Origin of the sequence: Pseudomonas sp. S31, assembly GCF_016648105.1 — a bacterium.
In the GTDB taxonomy this organism is placed as follows: domain Bacteria; phylum Pseudomonadota; class Gammaproteobacteria; order Pseudomonadales; family Pseudomonadaceae; genus Aquipseudomonas.
In genome coordinates this window covers 236,361-251,636 of record NZ_JACVVE010000001.1, presented here as the reverse complement: position 1 = coordinate 251,636, position 15,276 = coordinate 236,361, and the positions used below count along the sequence as shown (strand labels likewise).

The window sequence follows — 15,276 nt, the reverse complement described above, 5'->3', positions numbered from 1 at the left end:
AGACCCTGACGTTGTGCGAGTTCGCTGACGGTAATCCATTCAGTCGCAGCCTGATGAGGGATGTTCAGCAGCATGCTTTTCAGGGACGACCTCTTCCTGAGTTGGAGGTACGCTTTCAGCAACTCACGTTGAAGGAGATCGATATTGGTTTTGCAGGTCGTCAATCACCGCATGCCCGAATACACAAGGCGGTTGAGGCTCTTCGCGAAGGCTGATCACTTGCCGACTGTCGTGCTGCTCCATCTCGGCCAGGAAGCGCTCACGACGGGTCTGTTTGCGTTTCAGATACCGTGGCCGCTGCGGCCCAGCGTTGCAACCTCAAGGTTTCATTTGGGAATGTCATTTTGGAATGGCCCTTCCCAGCCGCTGCGCTTGGGCCTGCAACACCTGCATCAGGTGCAGGGCTGCATGCGATGGCGGCTCGAAGCGCGAGTAGACGAAGCTGACGTCGAAGTGGATCTCGTCCGCCAGGGGCACCACCGCCAGGCCGCTGTCCTGCGCCACGAATTCGTCGATCAAGCTGATGCCCATGCCTTGCTTGACCAGGGCCACGGCCTCGTTGGCATTGGTGAACGACAACAGCGACACCAGTTGCAGGCCGCGGCGCTCGATGTGTCCGGCCAGTAGCTTGCCGAACGGCATGTCGGGCCGGAACAGCAGCAAGGGATAGCCTTCCAGTTGCCGTAAGGTCAGCGGGGCATGCCCGGCGAGGCGGTGATCGGGTGGCATGATCACCACCATGCGCCCACGCATGAACGCCTGCGAATGCAGGTGGTCGTGCACCACCGGCAGGGCGGCGATCGACAGGTCGACTTTCTTCGACAGAATCTGGTTGGGCATCTCGCCCATCAGTGAAGTCTGCCATTCGATGTTCAGCGAGGGCGACTCACGCTTGAGCTGAGCCAGGGCGATCGGGATGACCACCGTCGATAGCGACGCACTGCAGGAGATGCGCAGTTTGCGGTGCTCGCCGCCACCCAGCGACAGGGCGCATTCGTTGACCTCCAGCGCCGCCTGGTACACCCGTTCGACTTCACGGAACAGCACCTGGGCCTCGGCCGTCGGCACCAGACGGTTGTTGATGCGCTCGAACAGGCGGTAGGCCAGGCGCCCTTCGATGTACTGGATCAGTTTGCTCACGGCCGGCTGCGACACATACAGCAGCTTGGCCGCCGCGCTGATCGATCCGGTCAGCATGACCGCACGGAACACTTCCATGTGCCGCAGTTTGAACACCATCGGGCTGGTGTCCGCGCCTTCGTTAGCAGGCAACATATCTATTACCTTCGGTTATGGTCTGCGCTATCTGGGTATGAGCGTCAACATCGGCCAGGCAGTATCTTGAACCCAGCTCGATCGCCCTTGCGGCGAACAATAACAAGATCTGCAGGCAAGCGCAGTGGCGCTTGACAGGAGTGCTGCGTGAACATCTTTGATGAACCGAAGATCGATTGCCATAACCATCTGTTTGATCCCGCACGTTTCCCCTACCACCCCAACGCGCCTTACGCGCCTTGCGGCCAGGAAGTCGCCACGCAGCAGCAGTTCACGCGGGTGATGGAGGCTTACGGCGTGCAGCATGCCGTGCTGGTGGGGCCCAATAGCGGCTACCACACCGACAACCGTTGCCTGCTGCACGCCCTGGCGACCGGGCAGGGGCGCTTCAAGGGCGTGGCAGTGGTCGAGCCGGATATCGGCCTTGACGCGCTGTCAGCGCTGCAGGCCCAAGGGGTGGTCGGTATCGCCTTCAACCCGGCGTTGTACGGGGTGGCCAGCCTCAGACAGGCCGATGGGCTGTTCGGCAAGCTCGCCGAACTCGACCTGTTCGCCCAGATCCAGGTGTGCGAAGACCAGTTGTTGGAGCTGCGCGGGCTGCTGCAAGGCTCGCGCGCGCGCTTGCTGATCGACCATTGCGGTCGCCCGGATGTGGCGGCCGGGGTGCAGCAGCCCGGTTTCCAGGCATTGCTGCGCCTGGCCGACAGTGGCCGTGCCAGCGTGAAGTTGTCGGGCATGCAGAAGTTCGCTGCGCAAGATGCGCTGCTGGAGCAGAGCAGTGTCTACGTTCATGCCCTGCTCGAAGCTTTTGGCCCGCAGGCCTGTGTCTGGGGGTCGGACTGGCCGTTCATTCGCCAGCGCTCACGAGTGGATTACGGCCCGCTGCTGAAACTGGCCGAACGCCTGATGCCGGATGCCCAGTTGCGGCGTTCGGTGATGTGGGACACGCCACGCCGACTGTTCGGGTTCGCCTGACCCCGTTTTTGCCATTCCAATAACAAGAGAGCACCCGTCATGAATACTGACCAGAATGCCAGCCTCGGGAGGTTCGATACCCCGGCGCGCGTGCAGCAACGTACCCGTACCCGCTTCATGATCCTGGCGCTGATTTCCGGTGGCACCATGATCAACTACCTCGACCGCAGTGTGATGGGCATTGCTGCGCCCAGCATCAGTGCCGACCTGGGCTTGAACGCGGCGATGATGGGGGTGATCTTCTCCGCCTTCTCGTGGACCTACGCCGCCGCGCAGATACCGGGCGGCATCCTGATCGACCGGCTGGGTACCAAGCTCACCTATTGGCTGGCGCTGACCTTGTGGTCGTTGTTCACTGGCCTGCAGGGGCTGGCGCAGGGCTTTCTGTCGTTGCTGGGGATGCGTTTTCTGGTGGGGGCGACCGAAGCTCCGTGCTTCCCCACCAACAGCCGGGTGGTAGCCACCTGGTTCCCGCAGAGCGAGCGGGCCAGGGCGACGGGTATCTATACCTTCGCCGAGTACACTGGGTTGGCATTTCTGACGCCACTGCTGTTCTGGGTGCTGCATGCCTATGGCTGGCGATTCCTGCTGCTGGCCGTTGGTTTGCTGGGCATCGTCTATGGCCTGCTGTGGTGGCGCAAGTACCATGAGCCACACCAGTCGACCACGGCCAACCAGGCCGAACTCGACTACATCGCCGCCGGTGGTGGGGTGGTTGACGGTGGACAGAAAGCCACGGTGTTCCGCTGGTCGCAGATCCCGGCATTGCTCAAGCACCGTAACATGCTGGGCATTTGCCTGGGCCAGTTCGCCTGTAACTCCACCAACGTGTTCTTCCTGACCTGGTTCCCCACCTACCTCGTGACCGAGCGGCACATGCCTTGGCTCAAGGTCGGCTGGGTGGCGGTGTTGCCTTTCATTGCCGCCTCGCTGGGTACGCTGGTCGGTGGCTGGCTGTCCGACGCCTTGCTGCGCCGTGGTTATTCGCTGAACGTGGCGCGCAAGCTGCCGGTGATCGCCGGACTGCTCACCGCTTCGGTGATCGTGCTGGCCAACTATGTCGAGTCCGACACACTGGTCATCGCCATCCTGTGCGTCGCTTACTTCGCCCAGGGCATGTCGGCGCTGGCCTGGATGATCGTTTCCGATATCGCACCCAAAGGTTTGCTGGGCCTCAGTGGTGGCCTGTTCAACCTGTTCGCCAACGCGGCGGGCATCGTCACCCCGTTGACCATCGGCGTCATCGTTTCGCTGACCGGCTCGTTCGTCTGGGCCCTGGCGTTCGTGTCGTCGATCACCGTGCTCGGTGCGCTGTGCTACCTGTTCATGGTCAGCGACCTGCGTCGTTTGCCGGATATCCCTTCTGTCGAAAATGGAGCTAAACAATGAGCCAGTACTTGCAAGGCCAGACCGCGATCGTGACCGGTGGCATGCGTGGCATCGGCCTGGCGATCGCCCAGCGGCTGCATGCCGCTGGCGCCCAGGTAGTGATCTGGGACCTCGCCGTCGACGACTGGGACGCCGCCGAGAATGGCTTCGAACCAGTGCTACGCCAGGCGGTCGATGTGTCGTCGCTGGCCTCGGTGGAAGCGGCATTCGCCCAAGCGCTGGCGCGCCTGGGGCAAGTACAGATCCTGGTCAACAACGCCGGTATCAATGGCCCGGTAGTGGCATCGTGGGAGTACCCGCCGGAGGCTTGGGACAAAGTCATCGCCATCGACCTGAACGGTGTGTTCTATTGCTGCCGTACCGCTATACCGCACATGCGCGAACGTGGCTATGGGCGCATCGTCAATATCGCCTCCATGGCCGGCAAGGATGGGGTGCAATACATTTGCGCCTATTCGGCGGCCAAGGCCGGGGTCATCGCCTTCACCAAGGCGGCGGCCAAGGAGCTGGCGCAGGACGGTGTGCTGCTGAACTGCGTGGCACCGGCCATGGTCGAGACACCGCTGATGGCCGAGATGACCGCCGAGCATATTGCCGCGAGCAAGGCCAAGATTCCTATGGGGCGCTTCCTCAAGGCCGAGGAGATCGCCAACATGGTCAGCTGGATCGCCGGGCCCGAGTGCAGCTTCACTACGGGCTTCGTGTTCGACCTCAGCGGGGGGAGGGCCACCTATTGAATGGCCCGGGCGTGGCGCACCTGACGGCGCTGGATCTGGCGCCGGTGAAGTTGGTACGCGAGGCGGGCCGCGCCGGCTTCAGCGCGGTGGGATTACGCCTGCACCCGGTGCTGCCAGGGGCGCTGGCCTATCCGCTCGCGGCCGGTAGCCAGGGGCTGCGGGAACTGCGGACTGTGCTGACGGGAGAAGGGGTGCGTGTCGCGGACATCGAGTTCGTTTCGTTGACGGCGCAGACACGAGTCGATGACTACGAAGCGCTGTTGGCCGCTGGTGCCGAGCTGGGGGCCGTGAGTCTGACCGTGTCTGGCGATGACGAGGATGTCGCGCGGTTGACCGGCAATTTCGCGGCATTGTGTGAACTGGCGCGCTGCCATGGCTTGCGGGTGGATCTGGAATTCATGCGTTGGCGGCCGGTGGCGAACCTGCAGCAGGCCGTCGCAGTGGTGACTGCGGCGGGGCAGGGCAATGGCGCCGTGCTGGTCGACGCCTTGCATCTGTTCCGCTCGGGTGGACACGTGGCTGATATCGCCCAGCTGGATCCACGTCTTTTGCGAGCCGCGCAGTTATGTGATGCACCGCTGCAGGCGCCGGCAGACGAGTTGATCATCCAGGAAGCGCGCGAGGGCCGCTTGCTGCCAGGTGAAGGGCACCTGCCGTTGGCGCAGTTGCTCGCGGCCTTGCCCGCAGACCTATGCTTGAGCGTCGAAGTGCCATCAGCCCGGCTGCCCGCAGAACAGCGGCTGCAAGCGGCGGCACGGGTAACCCGGGCCTGGTTGAACGGCCGTCGAGCGTATTTTTAGCCTGGGTAGGGGTTGTTCGAGGGGCGACCCACACGAAAGTGTGCGGTTATCGAGCGTGCAAAGTACGCTGGCGTGGATGCGCAGTGCCTTGTGCACCACGCTCGAAGCCCCTTTTCATTAACCCGTTTTCCATTCGATAACCATCCGCCTTAGGTCTAATTCTGATGCGTTCGTGCCGCTCTAGACGGCGCGTTTCAGTGCTTAAAAAATTAACTACATATTTAGTAACATATGCTACGGTGGCGCCGCTCAGCAGGAGGGGCATGTGCCGATTCCGCTTGGGCAGCTTTTCATTCATAGGAACTTCCCATGCTCAGTAGACGAGATTTCTTTGTCTCCAGCGGCGCCGGCGCAATGTTGCTGGCACTGGGTGCGCCCACACTTTTGCCCAAGGCCCTGGCGGCTGGCGGCGCACTCGATATCCCTGCTGCTCCGGTCCCTTTCGTATCCCTGGCTGATCAACTTTCCGGCCAGATCGGCGTCGATCGCGAACTGGTCAACCTCGTGCACCAGAAACTTCAGCTGACACTTCCAGGCCTCGACCAGTTGGCCGAGAAGTTGCTGGCAGCGTTACCCGAACTGTCCGCCTTGGATACTCCCGCCGAGCGGCTGCAATTGCTGACCAGCAAAAGCCCGGACCTCAAGAGCCTGTTCCTGCGCCTGAACACTGCGCTGTACCTGGGCACCGTCGACGACGCAGAAGGGACGCGTGAGTGCGTCGCTTTCGAGAGCGTGGTGGCCTACCAGGCGGTGTCCGATTTCGTCGAGCCCCCGAGCTACTGCACCGGAAGTCCGAACTTCTGGGTCGATCCTCCTGCCTACGCACTGCAAAAAGATACTGAACGCCATGCCTGATTCGAATTCCTCCCCAATGTCGGCCGATGTGGTCATCATCGGTGCCGGTGCCGCTGGTGGCGCCGCTGCCGTCAAGCTGTTGCGCAAGGGCCTGTCGGTGCTGATGCTCGAAGCCGGCGCACCGTTGGATCAGGGCATGCTGGTGTCCAACTACCGCAATGGCGCCTACAAGAACAACCACATGGCGCCATACCCGATGATGCCATGGGCACCCCATCCGAACTTCGTTCCCCACGACAACGGCTACCTGATCCAGAAGGGCCCGGCCCCCTACACCGCGCAATACATCCGCGGCGTGGGCGGTACCACCTGGCACTGGGCGGGCCAGGCCTGGCGCCTGATCCCCAACGATTTCCGCATGCAGTCCCTGTACGGCCAGTCGGTCGACTGGCCGATCGGCTACGACGACCTCGAGCCCTACTACTGCGAAGCGGAGATCGAGATGGGGGTTTCTGGTGGCGGTGCGTTGGCCGGTGACTACGGCTCGCCGCGCTCGATGCCGTACCCCATGGACGTCCTGCCTCTGCCCTACGCCTTCGAGCGCCTGCGCCAGCGCTACGAGTCGGTCGGCCTGGAACTGCTGCCTGGCCCACAGGCGCGCAACAGCACCACCTACGACGATCGCCCGGCCTGCTGCGGTAACAACAACTGCATGCCGATCTGCCCGATCGGTGCCCAGTACAACGGCAGCATGTCGGTGCGCCGCGCCCAAGGTCTGGGGCTGAACCTGATCAGCAACGCGGTGGTGTTCAAGCTCGAGACCGGGGAGGGCAACCGCATCGTCGCCGCCCACTTCATCGACCAGAACAAAGAAGTCCACCGGGTTACCGGCAAGCACTTCCTGCTCACTGCCAATGCCATGGAAAGCGTCAAGGTCCTATTGATGTCCAAGGATGAGCGCAACCCCAACGGCGTGGCCAACGCCACCGACCAGGTCGGTCGCCGCCTGATGGACCACCCGGCCAGCGCCGTGGAATACCTGGCGGACGAGCCACTGTACGTCGGTCGTGGCCCGATGTGCCCGGGCAGCATCAACAACACCCGCGATGGTGCTTTCCGCAGCGAGCGTTCGGCCTTGCGCATCGACGTGCATAACGACAACCCGACCCGTTACCTGACCGAGAAGTACCTGGCCCAGGGTTACTACGGCAAGGAGCTGAACGAGAAGATCAAGCGCGACGGCGAACGCTTCGTGCTACTCAAATCGATGTTCGAGATGCTGCCAGACCCGGAGAACCGTATCGTCCTGAGCGATCAGAAGGACGCCTGGGGCATCCCCAGGATGGAGATCCACTACCGCTTCCCCGAGTACGTGCACCGTGGCTATGACGTCTGTCGCGAGCACTTCGCCGACTGCGTGAAGGCCTCCGGCGGCACCGAGGTGAAGTTCTCCGAGCGTGGCCAGTACACCAACAGCCAGCACATCACCGGCACCTTGAGCATGGGCAGCGACCCGCACACTTCGGTGTGCAACAAGCTGGCCCAGGCCCACGACCACGAGAACCTGTACTTCGGCGGCACCGGCGTGATGCCGACCGCTGCGCTGGTCAACTCGACGCTGACCGGGGTGGCGCTGTCGCTGCTGGCCGCCGACAGCATCATCAAGGCTTCGGTGTGAGGACCTACGCAAGATGACCAAGACAGGATCGACAAAAGCCCGCGCTCGCTGGCGCGCGCTGGTCTGGACCGGCCTTGCCGTGGCGGTCGCCGTGGGTGTCGGCGCCGGCAGCGTGATCTGGAAACAATCGCAGATCGACATGCCGATAGCCAAGCCCGGGCAGGACAACGCGGCGTTGGTCGAACGCGGCCGCGCCGTGGCTCTGGCCTCGGACTGCGTGGCCTGCCACACCTCCGAGGCGAGCAAACCTTTCGCCGGCGGCATGGCCTTCGATACGCCGTTCGGCAAGCTGTACTCGACCAACATCACCCAGGACCCGGTCAACGGCATCGGCACCTTCACCGACGCCGAGATCGTCGGCTCCGTGCGCAACGGGATCTCCCAGCACGGCCGGCGCCTGTACCCTGCCATGCCGTACACCTCGTACACCGGCATGTCCGACGACGACGCGCTGGCACTGGTCGCCTACCTGCGCACGATCGAGCCGATCGATAGCAAGCCGCCGGAAAACACCATGGCGTTTCCATTCAACCAGCGTTGGGCCATGGCCTTTTGGAACGTCATGAACTTCCAGGCTGGCCGCCAGTTGCCGGTGGCCGGCAAGAGCGATGAATGGAACCGCGGCGCCTATCTGGTACAGAGCCTGGAGCACTGTGGCGAATGCCACACCCCGCGTAACTTCATCCAGGGCCTGAGCCATCCGAACCTCGGTGGTGGCGACCTGGGGACGTGGAAGGCCTACGATATCAGCAGCGGCCAGAGTGGTATCGGCAGTTGGAGCGCTGAGGAGCTGTTCACCTACCTCAAGACCGGTGCGGTGCACGGCAAGGCCAACGCTGCTGGCCCCATGGCCGAAGCGGTGGAAAATAGCCTGAACCACCTGCCCGACGCCGACCTGCATGCCATGGTCACCTACCTGCGGGACCTGCCCGTCAGTGGCACCCCGAGCAGCGCGCCGGCCCGCACCGGCCAGGGCCAGGCCTACACCGGCACCACCACGCTGCGCGCCAGACATCCGCAATACGACCCGGACAGCGACGCGTTGGGCGGCGAGGTAATGTTCAACGCCAACTGCGCCACCTGCCATGCGGTCACCGGCAAGGGCGTGGGCGAATACCCACGGCTGTTCGGCAATAGCGTGCTGGGCGCAGCCGAACCGACCAACCTGGTGTCGGTATTGCTGCGCGGCGTGCACCGCAAGGTCGATGACCAGGAAGTGTTCATGCCTGGCTTCGCCAACCTGAGCGATGCCCAGTTGGCGACCTTGAGCACCTTCTTGTTCAAGCAGTTCGGTAACTCCCAGGTGCAGGTCACCGCCGCGCAAGTGGCCAAGTTGCGCTGAAGCCCTTCAGTCACGTGCCCGGCATGCCGGGCGCTTTCGCTACATCATCAGGAGAACCTCATGTCCGTAAGATTCCTGCTGTCCGCCGTGCTCGTCCTGGGCGTCGCCGGTGCCGCCGAGGCCGCCGACAAGGTTGCGCTGCCTTCGACCAGGCAACTGGACCTGGCCGCCGCCGAGCGCATCGCCCAGGCCGCCGACCAGTATGCCAAGCAACAGGGCTGGGTAGGTTCGATCGCCGTGGTCGACAACGCCGGCTATCCCATCGTGGTCCGTCGCATGGATGGCGCCACCGCCATCAGTGCGGACCTTGCCATGCGCAAGGCCAAGGCGTCGGCCCTGTTTGGCGCCCCCAGCGTGAACTTTGAAAATCGTGTCAACGACGGTCATCCGTCGCTGCTGGCACTGGACATCACCACCCTGGCCGGCGGCCAGCCGATCCTGGTAGAGGGCAAGGTGATCGGTGCGGTGGGCGTGAGCACCCCGGTCGGTGCCCACGATGACCCGATCGCGGTGGCGGGCGCACATGCGCTGGCCGGCGAACACTAACGCTGTCGATTGGGCGTCGCGGGTCATTACCTGTGTCGCAACCCTTGCGGTCGAGCCGTTACGATTGACTGGTAGCGGCTCGCTAGCGATGGTCTGAAATAGCCAGGCATCCCTTGCTAAAAATGTACCCGCAGGCGCGTAGGAAATGACTGGAGTGCGACGGAGGGTCTTGGACTTGAATCCAGAATAAATACTGATTTTATTGGGGTTTATGGATCTCGGTGAAATTCAGTCACAAGCTATCGGGATCCCCAAAGAACATCTGTATCCGCGACCGCAACCACCGCTCCGCCGGATCATTATCCTGCGCCCCCCGCCATGCCATGTGCAACTCGAAGCTACGCACTTCCATCGGCAAGTCCTCAGCCCGCAACCCGCCGGCAGCCGTCAGCACGTCCGCCGTATAGTCCGGCACGGTGGCGACGATGTCGGTCCCCGCGAGCAAACTCCCCAACCCATTGAACTGCGGCACCGCCAGCACCACATGGCGCTTGCGGCCGATCTCTTCGAGCGCCTCGTCGATGAACCCGGACAGATCCCCGGCAAACGAGACCAGCGCATGTGGCCGGGCACAGAAGTCGTCCAGGCTGATGCTCCCCGGCATGCTGTCGGCGCGCAGCAGCTTGGGCTTGCTCCGGCGCAGTACCTTGCGCTTGGCGTTGGCTGGCAGTTCACTGGTATAGCTGACGCCCACCGAGATCTCACCCGAGGCCAGCAGCGTCGGCATCAACAGGTAGTTGACCCGTCGCACCACCAGCACGATGCCCGGCGCTTCGGCGCGGATGCGCTTGAGCAGTTGCGGCAGCAGGGCGAACTCGGCGTCGTCCGACAGGCCGATACGAAATACCGCGTTGCTGGTCGCCGGGTCGAACTCGGCGGCGCGGCTGACCGCAGTGGAAATCGAATCCAGCGCCGGTGACAGCAGGGCGAAGATTTCATGGGCACGGGCCGAGGGTTCCATGCTGCGGCCTGTGCGCACGAACAGCGGGTCGTCGAACAGGTTGCGCAGGCGCGACAAGGCTGCGCTGATCGCCGGCTGGCCGAGGAAGAGTTTTTCGGCAGCACGGGTCACGCTGCGCTCATGCATCAGGGTTTCGAACACGATCAGCAGGTTGAGGTCTACGCGACGCAGGTCGTTTCGATTCATCGGTGCACTTCGCCTAAAGTGGGGCAGGGGTGAATCTTAAGGCCAAAGGCTGGTACCCTGCACCGGTTTCCGGGCAACGATGTGCTCGGGGCCTATCGATCATAAGCATGTCGACTATTAATGGCTGCTGATGGTCTAACGGGCAAAGCCCGGATAAAGTTCGTGGTAATACCAGATTCACACAGGCGAGGTATGCGATGTCCCGCATCATCCGGTTCCACAAGTTCGGCGCGGCCGACGTGCTCCGTCTAGAGGAGCAGGCCGAACCGACGCCCGCTGCCGGCGAGCTGCAGATCCGCGTCGAAGCCATCGGCGTCAGCTGGTACGACGTGCTCTGGCGGCAGAATCTGGCGCCGTCCCAGGCCCGCCTGCCGGCCGGGATCGGCCATGAGATGGCCGGGGTGGTCATGGCGGTTGGCGAGGGCGTCGAGGATATCGCGGTGGGCGACCGGGTCGCCAGCTTCCCGGCCACCAGCCCCAACGAACACCCGGTGTATGGCGATGTCATCGTGCTGCCGCGCACGGCCATCACCCGTTATCCCGACCTGCTGACGCCGATCGAGGCCAGCGTGCACTACACGCCGCTGCTGATCGCCTATTTCGCCTACGTCGACCTGGCGCGGGCCAAGTCCGGGCAGACCGCGCTGGTGACCGATGCCAGCCACTGCGCCGGGCCGGCCTTCGTGCAATTGGGCAAGGCCCTGGGCCTGACCGTGTTCGCCGCCACCAAGGAGCCCGAGCAGCGCGAGTACCTGCTGGGCCTGGGCGCCGACAAGGTGATCGTGACCGAGGAGCAGGACCTGCTGCTGCAGATCGGCAAGTACACCGGCGGCCGTGGCGTCGACATGGTTCTCGATGGCATGGGCGGGCCGCAGATGTCGTTGCTCGGCGATGTCCTGGCGCCACGGGGCAGCCTGGTGCTGTATGGCTTGCAGGGCGGCAACCAGACGCCGTTCCCGGCCTGTGCGGCATTCCAGAAGAACATCCAGTTCCATGTGCACTGTGTCAGCAATTTCACCGGCAAGCCGGAGCTGGGCATCAGCCAGGATCAGGTGGCGTTGCACCGGGCTCTGCGTGACATCAACCAGTTCACCGCGGACCAGTTGCTGACGCCGCAGATCATCAAGGTCTACCCGTTCAGCCAGGTGGTCGAGGCGCACCGCTACATGGATGAGTGCCCTTGCGGCGGACGGATCGTGTTGGATCTCGCCAAGCCGTAGCCAGCGATAGCAGGATGGTTTTCGACAAGCCCGGGCTTATGGCCTGGGCTTTTTTGTGGTTGGTGGATTGTCCGGCGGAGTTCGCCGGTAGTGATGGGGTGCCTATGAGACCGCGCGCCTGCCGGGCGGCGCATCGCGATCTACGCGACCCTACAACTCACCCGCCAATCCATAAAGATGTCTCCAATTCCTACAGGTTGAAAGTGCAATTTCCTACAATTCTTATTGATCGATAGTTGATCTGAGTCATCTGTTGGAACACTTTTTCGCTTGATCAGAACTTGATATTGAACGCAAGGTGGCTTTCCTTGTTGGGTGCATGGCTTTTTTACTTTTATCTGTATCTTTTATTCTTTCGATAACGCTCGATAATGGCCCGATGATATTCGGTCAAGCCTTTGCGCCTGGCATGCCGGCGCCGTGTTTCTGCGGTGCCTGGCCGACCAGCGATGGGGGACTTATCAATCTGATGACGATGTTTTATCTCTTACAGGTTCCTTAAATATTTGTAGGAAGTTTCTTTGCTTGGATGCTCTGTGTCGGTGTTGTTGGCAAGGGCCGAGGTGAACGAACGAAAGTTGGCGAGGTGGCCCAATGACAATAACGCACGAACAGTCCATGAACTTCATCTACGAGCAAGTGCTCGACCGCTTGATGGGGCACATGTCCCCGGCGCAGCGGGCCTCGATGCAATTGCTCGTGCAGCGTTTGCTGGTGTCGGCAGGGGGCCCCGATCACATCGGCACGTTCCGCCTGCTGGTGGTGCACGGCAACGACAGGCGCAGTGCCAGGCTGCTGGCAGTGCTGCGTGCAGCCCAGTTGTGCATTGCCCTGCGTGCGCCGCACACCTTTCAGTTGCGGGTGCTGGTGGCCTGTCTGCCAGGGGCCGGTACCGCCGTGATGCAGCAGCACGAGCGCTGTTTCAATGCCCTGTTCATGGCCGATGACCCCCGTGTGCAGTTGCAGATCATCGAAGGTGCCGAAGCGGTGCCGTTCGATTGCCGCACGCCGTTTCACGCCGATGACTGGGTTGTGCACCGTCGGTCGCTGTTGCTGTTCGGCCACCTGCGTGACAACCACTGCCAGGCCTTGCTGGGTAGCCGCCTGCATCTGGAGCTGGCGGCCGCCGTATACCGGGTCGTCGAGGACACCGACGCGCCTGTCGATGCAGTGGTCACGGCCTTGCCTGAACACCTGCGCCGGCGTTACCTGGCTTGGGCGCGCAGGCTGCTGCGCCAGGCGGACGCCCACGGTGCGCAGGCCGTGCAGAAGTGCGTGGCTGCTCTGATGGGCGGCCTGAGCCAGTTGAGCGCGATCGCCGAGGCGCCGCTGGATCCACCTCATCCGCCAGTCAAGGTGAGCGCCGACAAACAGATGCCGTTGTGCAGCCTCAACCTCGACGATCTGCTGAACCATCTGCGTGACGAGAGCCTGCTCGACGTCATGCTCGAGTGTTCGGGCGAGACGGCGCTGGACTGCTCGCCAATGGCCGCCTTCCTCGATCCCATGGGGTTGAGCCGAATGGACGACCTGCAACACCGCTGTGCTCTGTCGGTCGACCCACTGCAACCACTGAGTCTCGCCGGACTCGCTGAGCCTCTGCAGGCTGCACGGGCACTGCTGGCGCGTTATCCCAACGCCTATGGGCTGGAGCCTGCCCATGTCGGTTGCCTGCTGTTCCGGCCATTCGTCAACCGCGGGCGAATGCTCGAGGCGTTTCTCGAATGCCGACATCCCGACATGCTGGTGGCCCTCCCTTATCTGTTTCGGGCCCTGCAAGGGCAACCCTGTCCGGAGGCGGTGAAGGACTGGCTGGTCAACGTCAGTGGCTTGCCGCTCATGGAGTTGCGGGCGATCTTCGACGGTCGCGTGCCACTCGGGGTGCGCAAGCTGATGGAAATCCTGTCGCGACGCGACTCCAGCTTGGTGCTGCGGCCGAGCGCCGAGGCCAAGCGTTGATGGGCCGCTCGACGCCGGGAAAATTCGCCTATCAGGTCGTCTATCGCTATCTGCACGATCTGATCGAAGGTGCACCGCGCAGTGGCCAGTTGCGCTTGCCCTCGCTGCGGGTGCTGGCCCGGAGCCTGCGCGTGTCACTGGCCACGGTACAGAGCGCCTATGGCCTGCTGGAGCATGAAGGTCGGGTGGTCTCGGTGCCCAAACGTGGCTATTTCGTACGCGCCGGTGATGACGCGGAAGGGCGGCGGGGGGCGGCCTTGCCGGTTTTGCTGGGGCAGGGAGCGAGCATGCCCGAGGACTCGTGTCTCGAGCATGCGCTGCACCGCCATGAGCGGCGTTTGACACGCCTGAGCGCACAGTACTCGGGCTCGGCCGCGAATGTGGGGGCGGAGCGGCTGCGCGCAGTGGTGGCCAAGCGCTATATCCGTTCGTCCCGGCACACCTGGCGTGCCGAGGATGTCCACCTCGGGCCAGATGTGCAGGCGGTTCTGGCAACGTTGCTGGCCGCCATCGGTCTTACTGGCCGCACGGCGTTGGTTACATCGCCGTGTTGCTGGCGGCTGTTGACTGTATTGCACGACATGGGCGTGCGGGTGCTCGAGGTCCCCTGCGCGGCGTCTGGGCAGGTGGACCTGGCGGCGATGGCCCGGTTGCTCCTCAGCGAGCCGGTGCACGCCGTGGTGTTGCCCTCTTGCCTGGGTATGCCGCAGGGGCGCGTGCTGGCCGAGGACGAGCAGCGAGCGATTGCCGGGCTGCTCGCCGAGCACCCCGTGTGGGTGCTGGAGAACGACCTGGACAGCGAGCGTTGCTTCAACACCCCGCCTATGGTGCGCCTGCGCGACCTGGTCAACCCGAGCTGGCTGCTGGTGCTGGGCTCCTTGGCAGCCACGGTGGGGGCCGAGGCACCCTATGCCTATGTGTTGAGTCGCCATGCCGAGGTCGCCCGTGCGTTCGATCGGCGCTGCTTCGAGCTTGCGCCAGTGCGCCAGCATGCGCTGGCCTGTCTGTTGGCCAAGGGCGAGGCCGATGCCCACCTGCGCCGTTGGCGTGGGGAGATGCAAGGGGCCACGGGCTTGCTGTGCCAACAGCTCAGGGCGCACTGCGGGCAGCATATGGCGTTCGTGGAACCCGAGGGTGGGGGCGCGGTATGGATCCGCCTGGCTGACGCCACCGCCGTTCGCCAGGCGGTGGCGGCACTGGTGGGCTCGACGCTGCAGGCCATCCCCGGTGCCAGGTTCAGCGCCCAGGGGCACCATGCTCAGTGGCTGGCCGTGGTCTGGCTCGATCGGCAACCAGCCTCGTTGCAGGCCGCCCTGCAGCGCTTGGCATCGGTGCTCGAACCGGGTGGGGAGCGCTAGCGCTCGACCGTTGATCCATCCCGCTTGCCAGCACCTGGGTCTGTATGTATAACCA

The 15,276-nt window shown here is 63.4% G+C and carries 13 protein-coding genes; 11 read left to right on the top strand and 2 right to left on the bottom strand.

Annotation, left to right across the window (positions count from 1 at the left end; translation table 11 throughout):
• Nucleotides 1-339: 339 nt before the first annotated feature.
• A complete protein-coding gene (locus IAE37_RS01020) occupies nucleotides 340-1,275 on the bottom strand; it encodes a LysR family transcriptional regulator (protein WP_201167499.1) in 936 nt (311 codons plus the stop codon).
• A 147-nt stretch (nucleotides 1,276-1,422) separates the two neighbouring features.
• On the opposite strand from IAE37_RS01020, the gene IAE37_RS01015 reads away from it, so the two are divergent.
• From IAE37_RS01015 to IAE37_RS00980, 8 genes are all read left to right on the top strand, one after another.
• Nucleotides 1,423-2,250, top strand: a complete 828-nt coding sequence (locus tag IAE37_RS01015) for an amidohydrolase family protein (RefSeq protein ID WP_201167495.1) — start codon at nucleotides 1,423-1,425, stop codon at nucleotides 2,248-2,250.
• A gap of 39 nt (nucleotides 2,251-2,289) precedes the next feature.
• Nucleotides 2,290-3,639: an MFS transporter gene (locus IAE37_RS01010; RefSeq protein WP_201167492.1), complete on the top strand. Its 1,350-nt coding sequence runs from the start codon at nucleotides 2,290-2,292 to the stop codon at nucleotides 3,637-3,639.
• Complete coding sequence (locus IAE37_RS01005; RefSeq protein ID WP_201167489.1) at nucleotides 3,636-4,376, top strand: SDR family NAD(P)-dependent oxidoreductase; 741 nt, start codon at nucleotides 3,636-3,638, stop codon at nucleotides 4,374-4,376. Before IAE37_RS01010 ends, IAE37_RS01005 begins: the two co-directional genes overlap by 4 nt.
• Nucleotides 4,373-5,176, top strand: a complete 804-nt coding sequence (locus tag IAE37_RS01000) for a sugar phosphate isomerase/epimerase family protein (RefSeq protein ID WP_201167485.1) — start codon at nucleotides 4,373-4,375, stop codon at nucleotides 5,174-5,176. Before IAE37_RS01005 ends, IAE37_RS01000 begins: the two co-directional genes overlap by 4 nt.
• Nucleotides 5,177-5,485: 309 nt before the next feature.
• On the top strand, nucleotides 5,486-6,031 hold the full coding sequence (locus IAE37_RS00995; RefSeq protein WP_201167482.1) for a sugar dehydrogenase complex small subunit: 546 nt from the start codon (nucleotides 5,486-5,488) through the stop codon (nucleotides 6,029-6,031).
• On the top strand, nucleotides 6,024-7,649 hold the full coding sequence (locus tag IAE37_RS00990) for a GMC family oxidoreductase (RefSeq protein ID WP_236409714.1): 1,626 nt from the start codon (nucleotides 6,024-6,026) through the stop codon (nucleotides 7,647-7,649). Before IAE37_RS00995 ends, IAE37_RS00990 begins: the two co-directional genes overlap by 8 nt.
• 13 nt (nucleotides 7,650-7,662) lie before the next feature.
• Nucleotides 7,663-8,991 (top strand): cytochrome c, encoded by a 1,329-nt coding sequence (locus IAE37_RS00985; protein ID WP_201167479.1) that lies wholly within the window; start codon nucleotides 7,663-7,665, stop codon nucleotides 8,989-8,991.
• 60 nt (nucleotides 8,992-9,051) lie between these two features.
• Nucleotides 9,052-9,537, top strand: a complete 486-nt coding sequence (locus IAE37_RS00980) for a GlcG/HbpS family heme-binding protein (RefSeq protein ID WP_201167476.1) — start codon at nucleotides 9,052-9,054, stop codon at nucleotides 9,535-9,537.
• Between the two features lie 232 nt (nucleotides 9,538-9,769).
• Here IAE37_RS00980 and IAE37_RS00975 read toward each other — a convergent pair whose 3' ends face one another.
• Nucleotides 9,770-10,684 carry a LysR family transcriptional regulator gene (locus IAE37_RS00975; RefSeq protein ID WP_236409713.1) on the bottom strand — a complete coding sequence of 305 codons (915 nt, stop codon included), beginning with the start codon at nucleotides 10,682-10,684 and terminating at the stop codon, nucleotides 9,770-9,772.
• 197 nt (nucleotides 10,685-10,881) lie between these two features.
• On the opposite strand from IAE37_RS00975, the gene IAE37_RS00970 reads away from it, so the two are divergent.
• The 3 genes from IAE37_RS00970 (at nucleotide 10,882) to IAE37_RS00960 (ending at nucleotide 15,221) form a co-directional block, all read left to right on the top strand.
• The gene (locus tag IAE37_RS00970; RefSeq protein WP_201167472.1) at nucleotides 10,882-11,904 is read left to right on the top strand and encodes a zinc-dependent alcohol dehydrogenase family protein; all 1,023 of its coding nucleotides are present in this window, start codon (nucleotides 10,882-10,884) and stop codon (nucleotides 11,902-11,904) included.
• Nucleotides 11,905-12,498: 594 nt separating this feature from the next.
• The gene (locus IAE37_RS00965; protein ID WP_201167470.1) at nucleotides 12,499-13,863 is read left to right on the top strand and encodes a hypothetical protein; all 1,365 of its coding nucleotides are present in this window, start codon (nucleotides 12,499-12,501) and stop codon (nucleotides 13,861-13,863) included.
• On the top strand, nucleotides 13,863-15,221 hold the full coding sequence (locus IAE37_RS00960; RefSeq protein ID WP_201167467.1) for an aminotransferase class I/II-fold pyridoxal phosphate-dependent enzyme: 1,359 nt from the start codon (nucleotides 13,863-13,865) through the stop codon (nucleotides 15,219-15,221). Before IAE37_RS00965 ends, IAE37_RS00960 begins: the two co-directional genes overlap by 1 nt.
• The last annotated feature ends 55 nt before the right edge of the window (nucleotides 15,222-15,276 follow it).

Coding starts and splice junctions, on each gene's coding strand:
- IAE37_RS01020 (WP_201167499.1), bottom strand. CDS start 1,275: ATGTTGCCTGCTAACGAAGGCGCGGACACCAGCCCGATGGTGTTCAAA.
- IAE37_RS01010 (WP_201167492.1), top strand. CDS start 2,290: ATGAATACTGACCAGAATGCCAGCCTCGGGAGGTTCGATACCCCGGCG.
- IAE37_RS01005 (WP_201167489.1), top strand. CDS start 3,636: ATGAGCCAGTACTTGCAAGGCCAGACCGCGATCGTGACCGGTGGCATG.
- IAE37_RS00995 (WP_201167482.1), top strand. CDS start 5,486: ATGCTCAGTAGACGAGATTTCTTTGTCTCCAGCGGCGCCGGCGCAATG.
- IAE37_RS00990 (WP_236409714.1), top strand. CDS start 6,024: ATGCCTGATTCGAATTCCTCCCCAATGTCGGCCGATGTGGTCATCATC.
- IAE37_RS00985 (WP_201167479.1), top strand. CDS start 7,663: ATGACCAAGACAGGATCGACAAAAGCCCGCGCTCGCTGGCGCGCGCTG.
- IAE37_RS00980 (WP_201167476.1), top strand. CDS start 9,052: ATGTCCGTAAGATTCCTGCTGTCCGCCGTGCTCGTCCTGGGCGTCGCC.
- IAE37_RS00975 (WP_236409713.1), bottom strand. CDS start 10,684: ATGAATCGAAACGACCTGCGTCGCGTAGACCTCAACCTGCTGATCGTG.
- IAE37_RS00970 (WP_201167472.1), top strand. CDS start 10,882: ATGTCCCGCATCATCCGGTTCCACAAGTTCGGCGCGGCCGACGTGCTC.
- IAE37_RS00965 (WP_201167470.1), top strand. CDS start 12,499: ATGACAATAACGCACGAACAGTCCATGAACTTCATCTACGAGCAAGTG.
- IAE37_RS00960 (WP_201167467.1), top strand. CDS start 13,863: ATGGGCCGCTCGACGCCGGGAAAATTCGCCTATCAGGTCGTCTATCGC.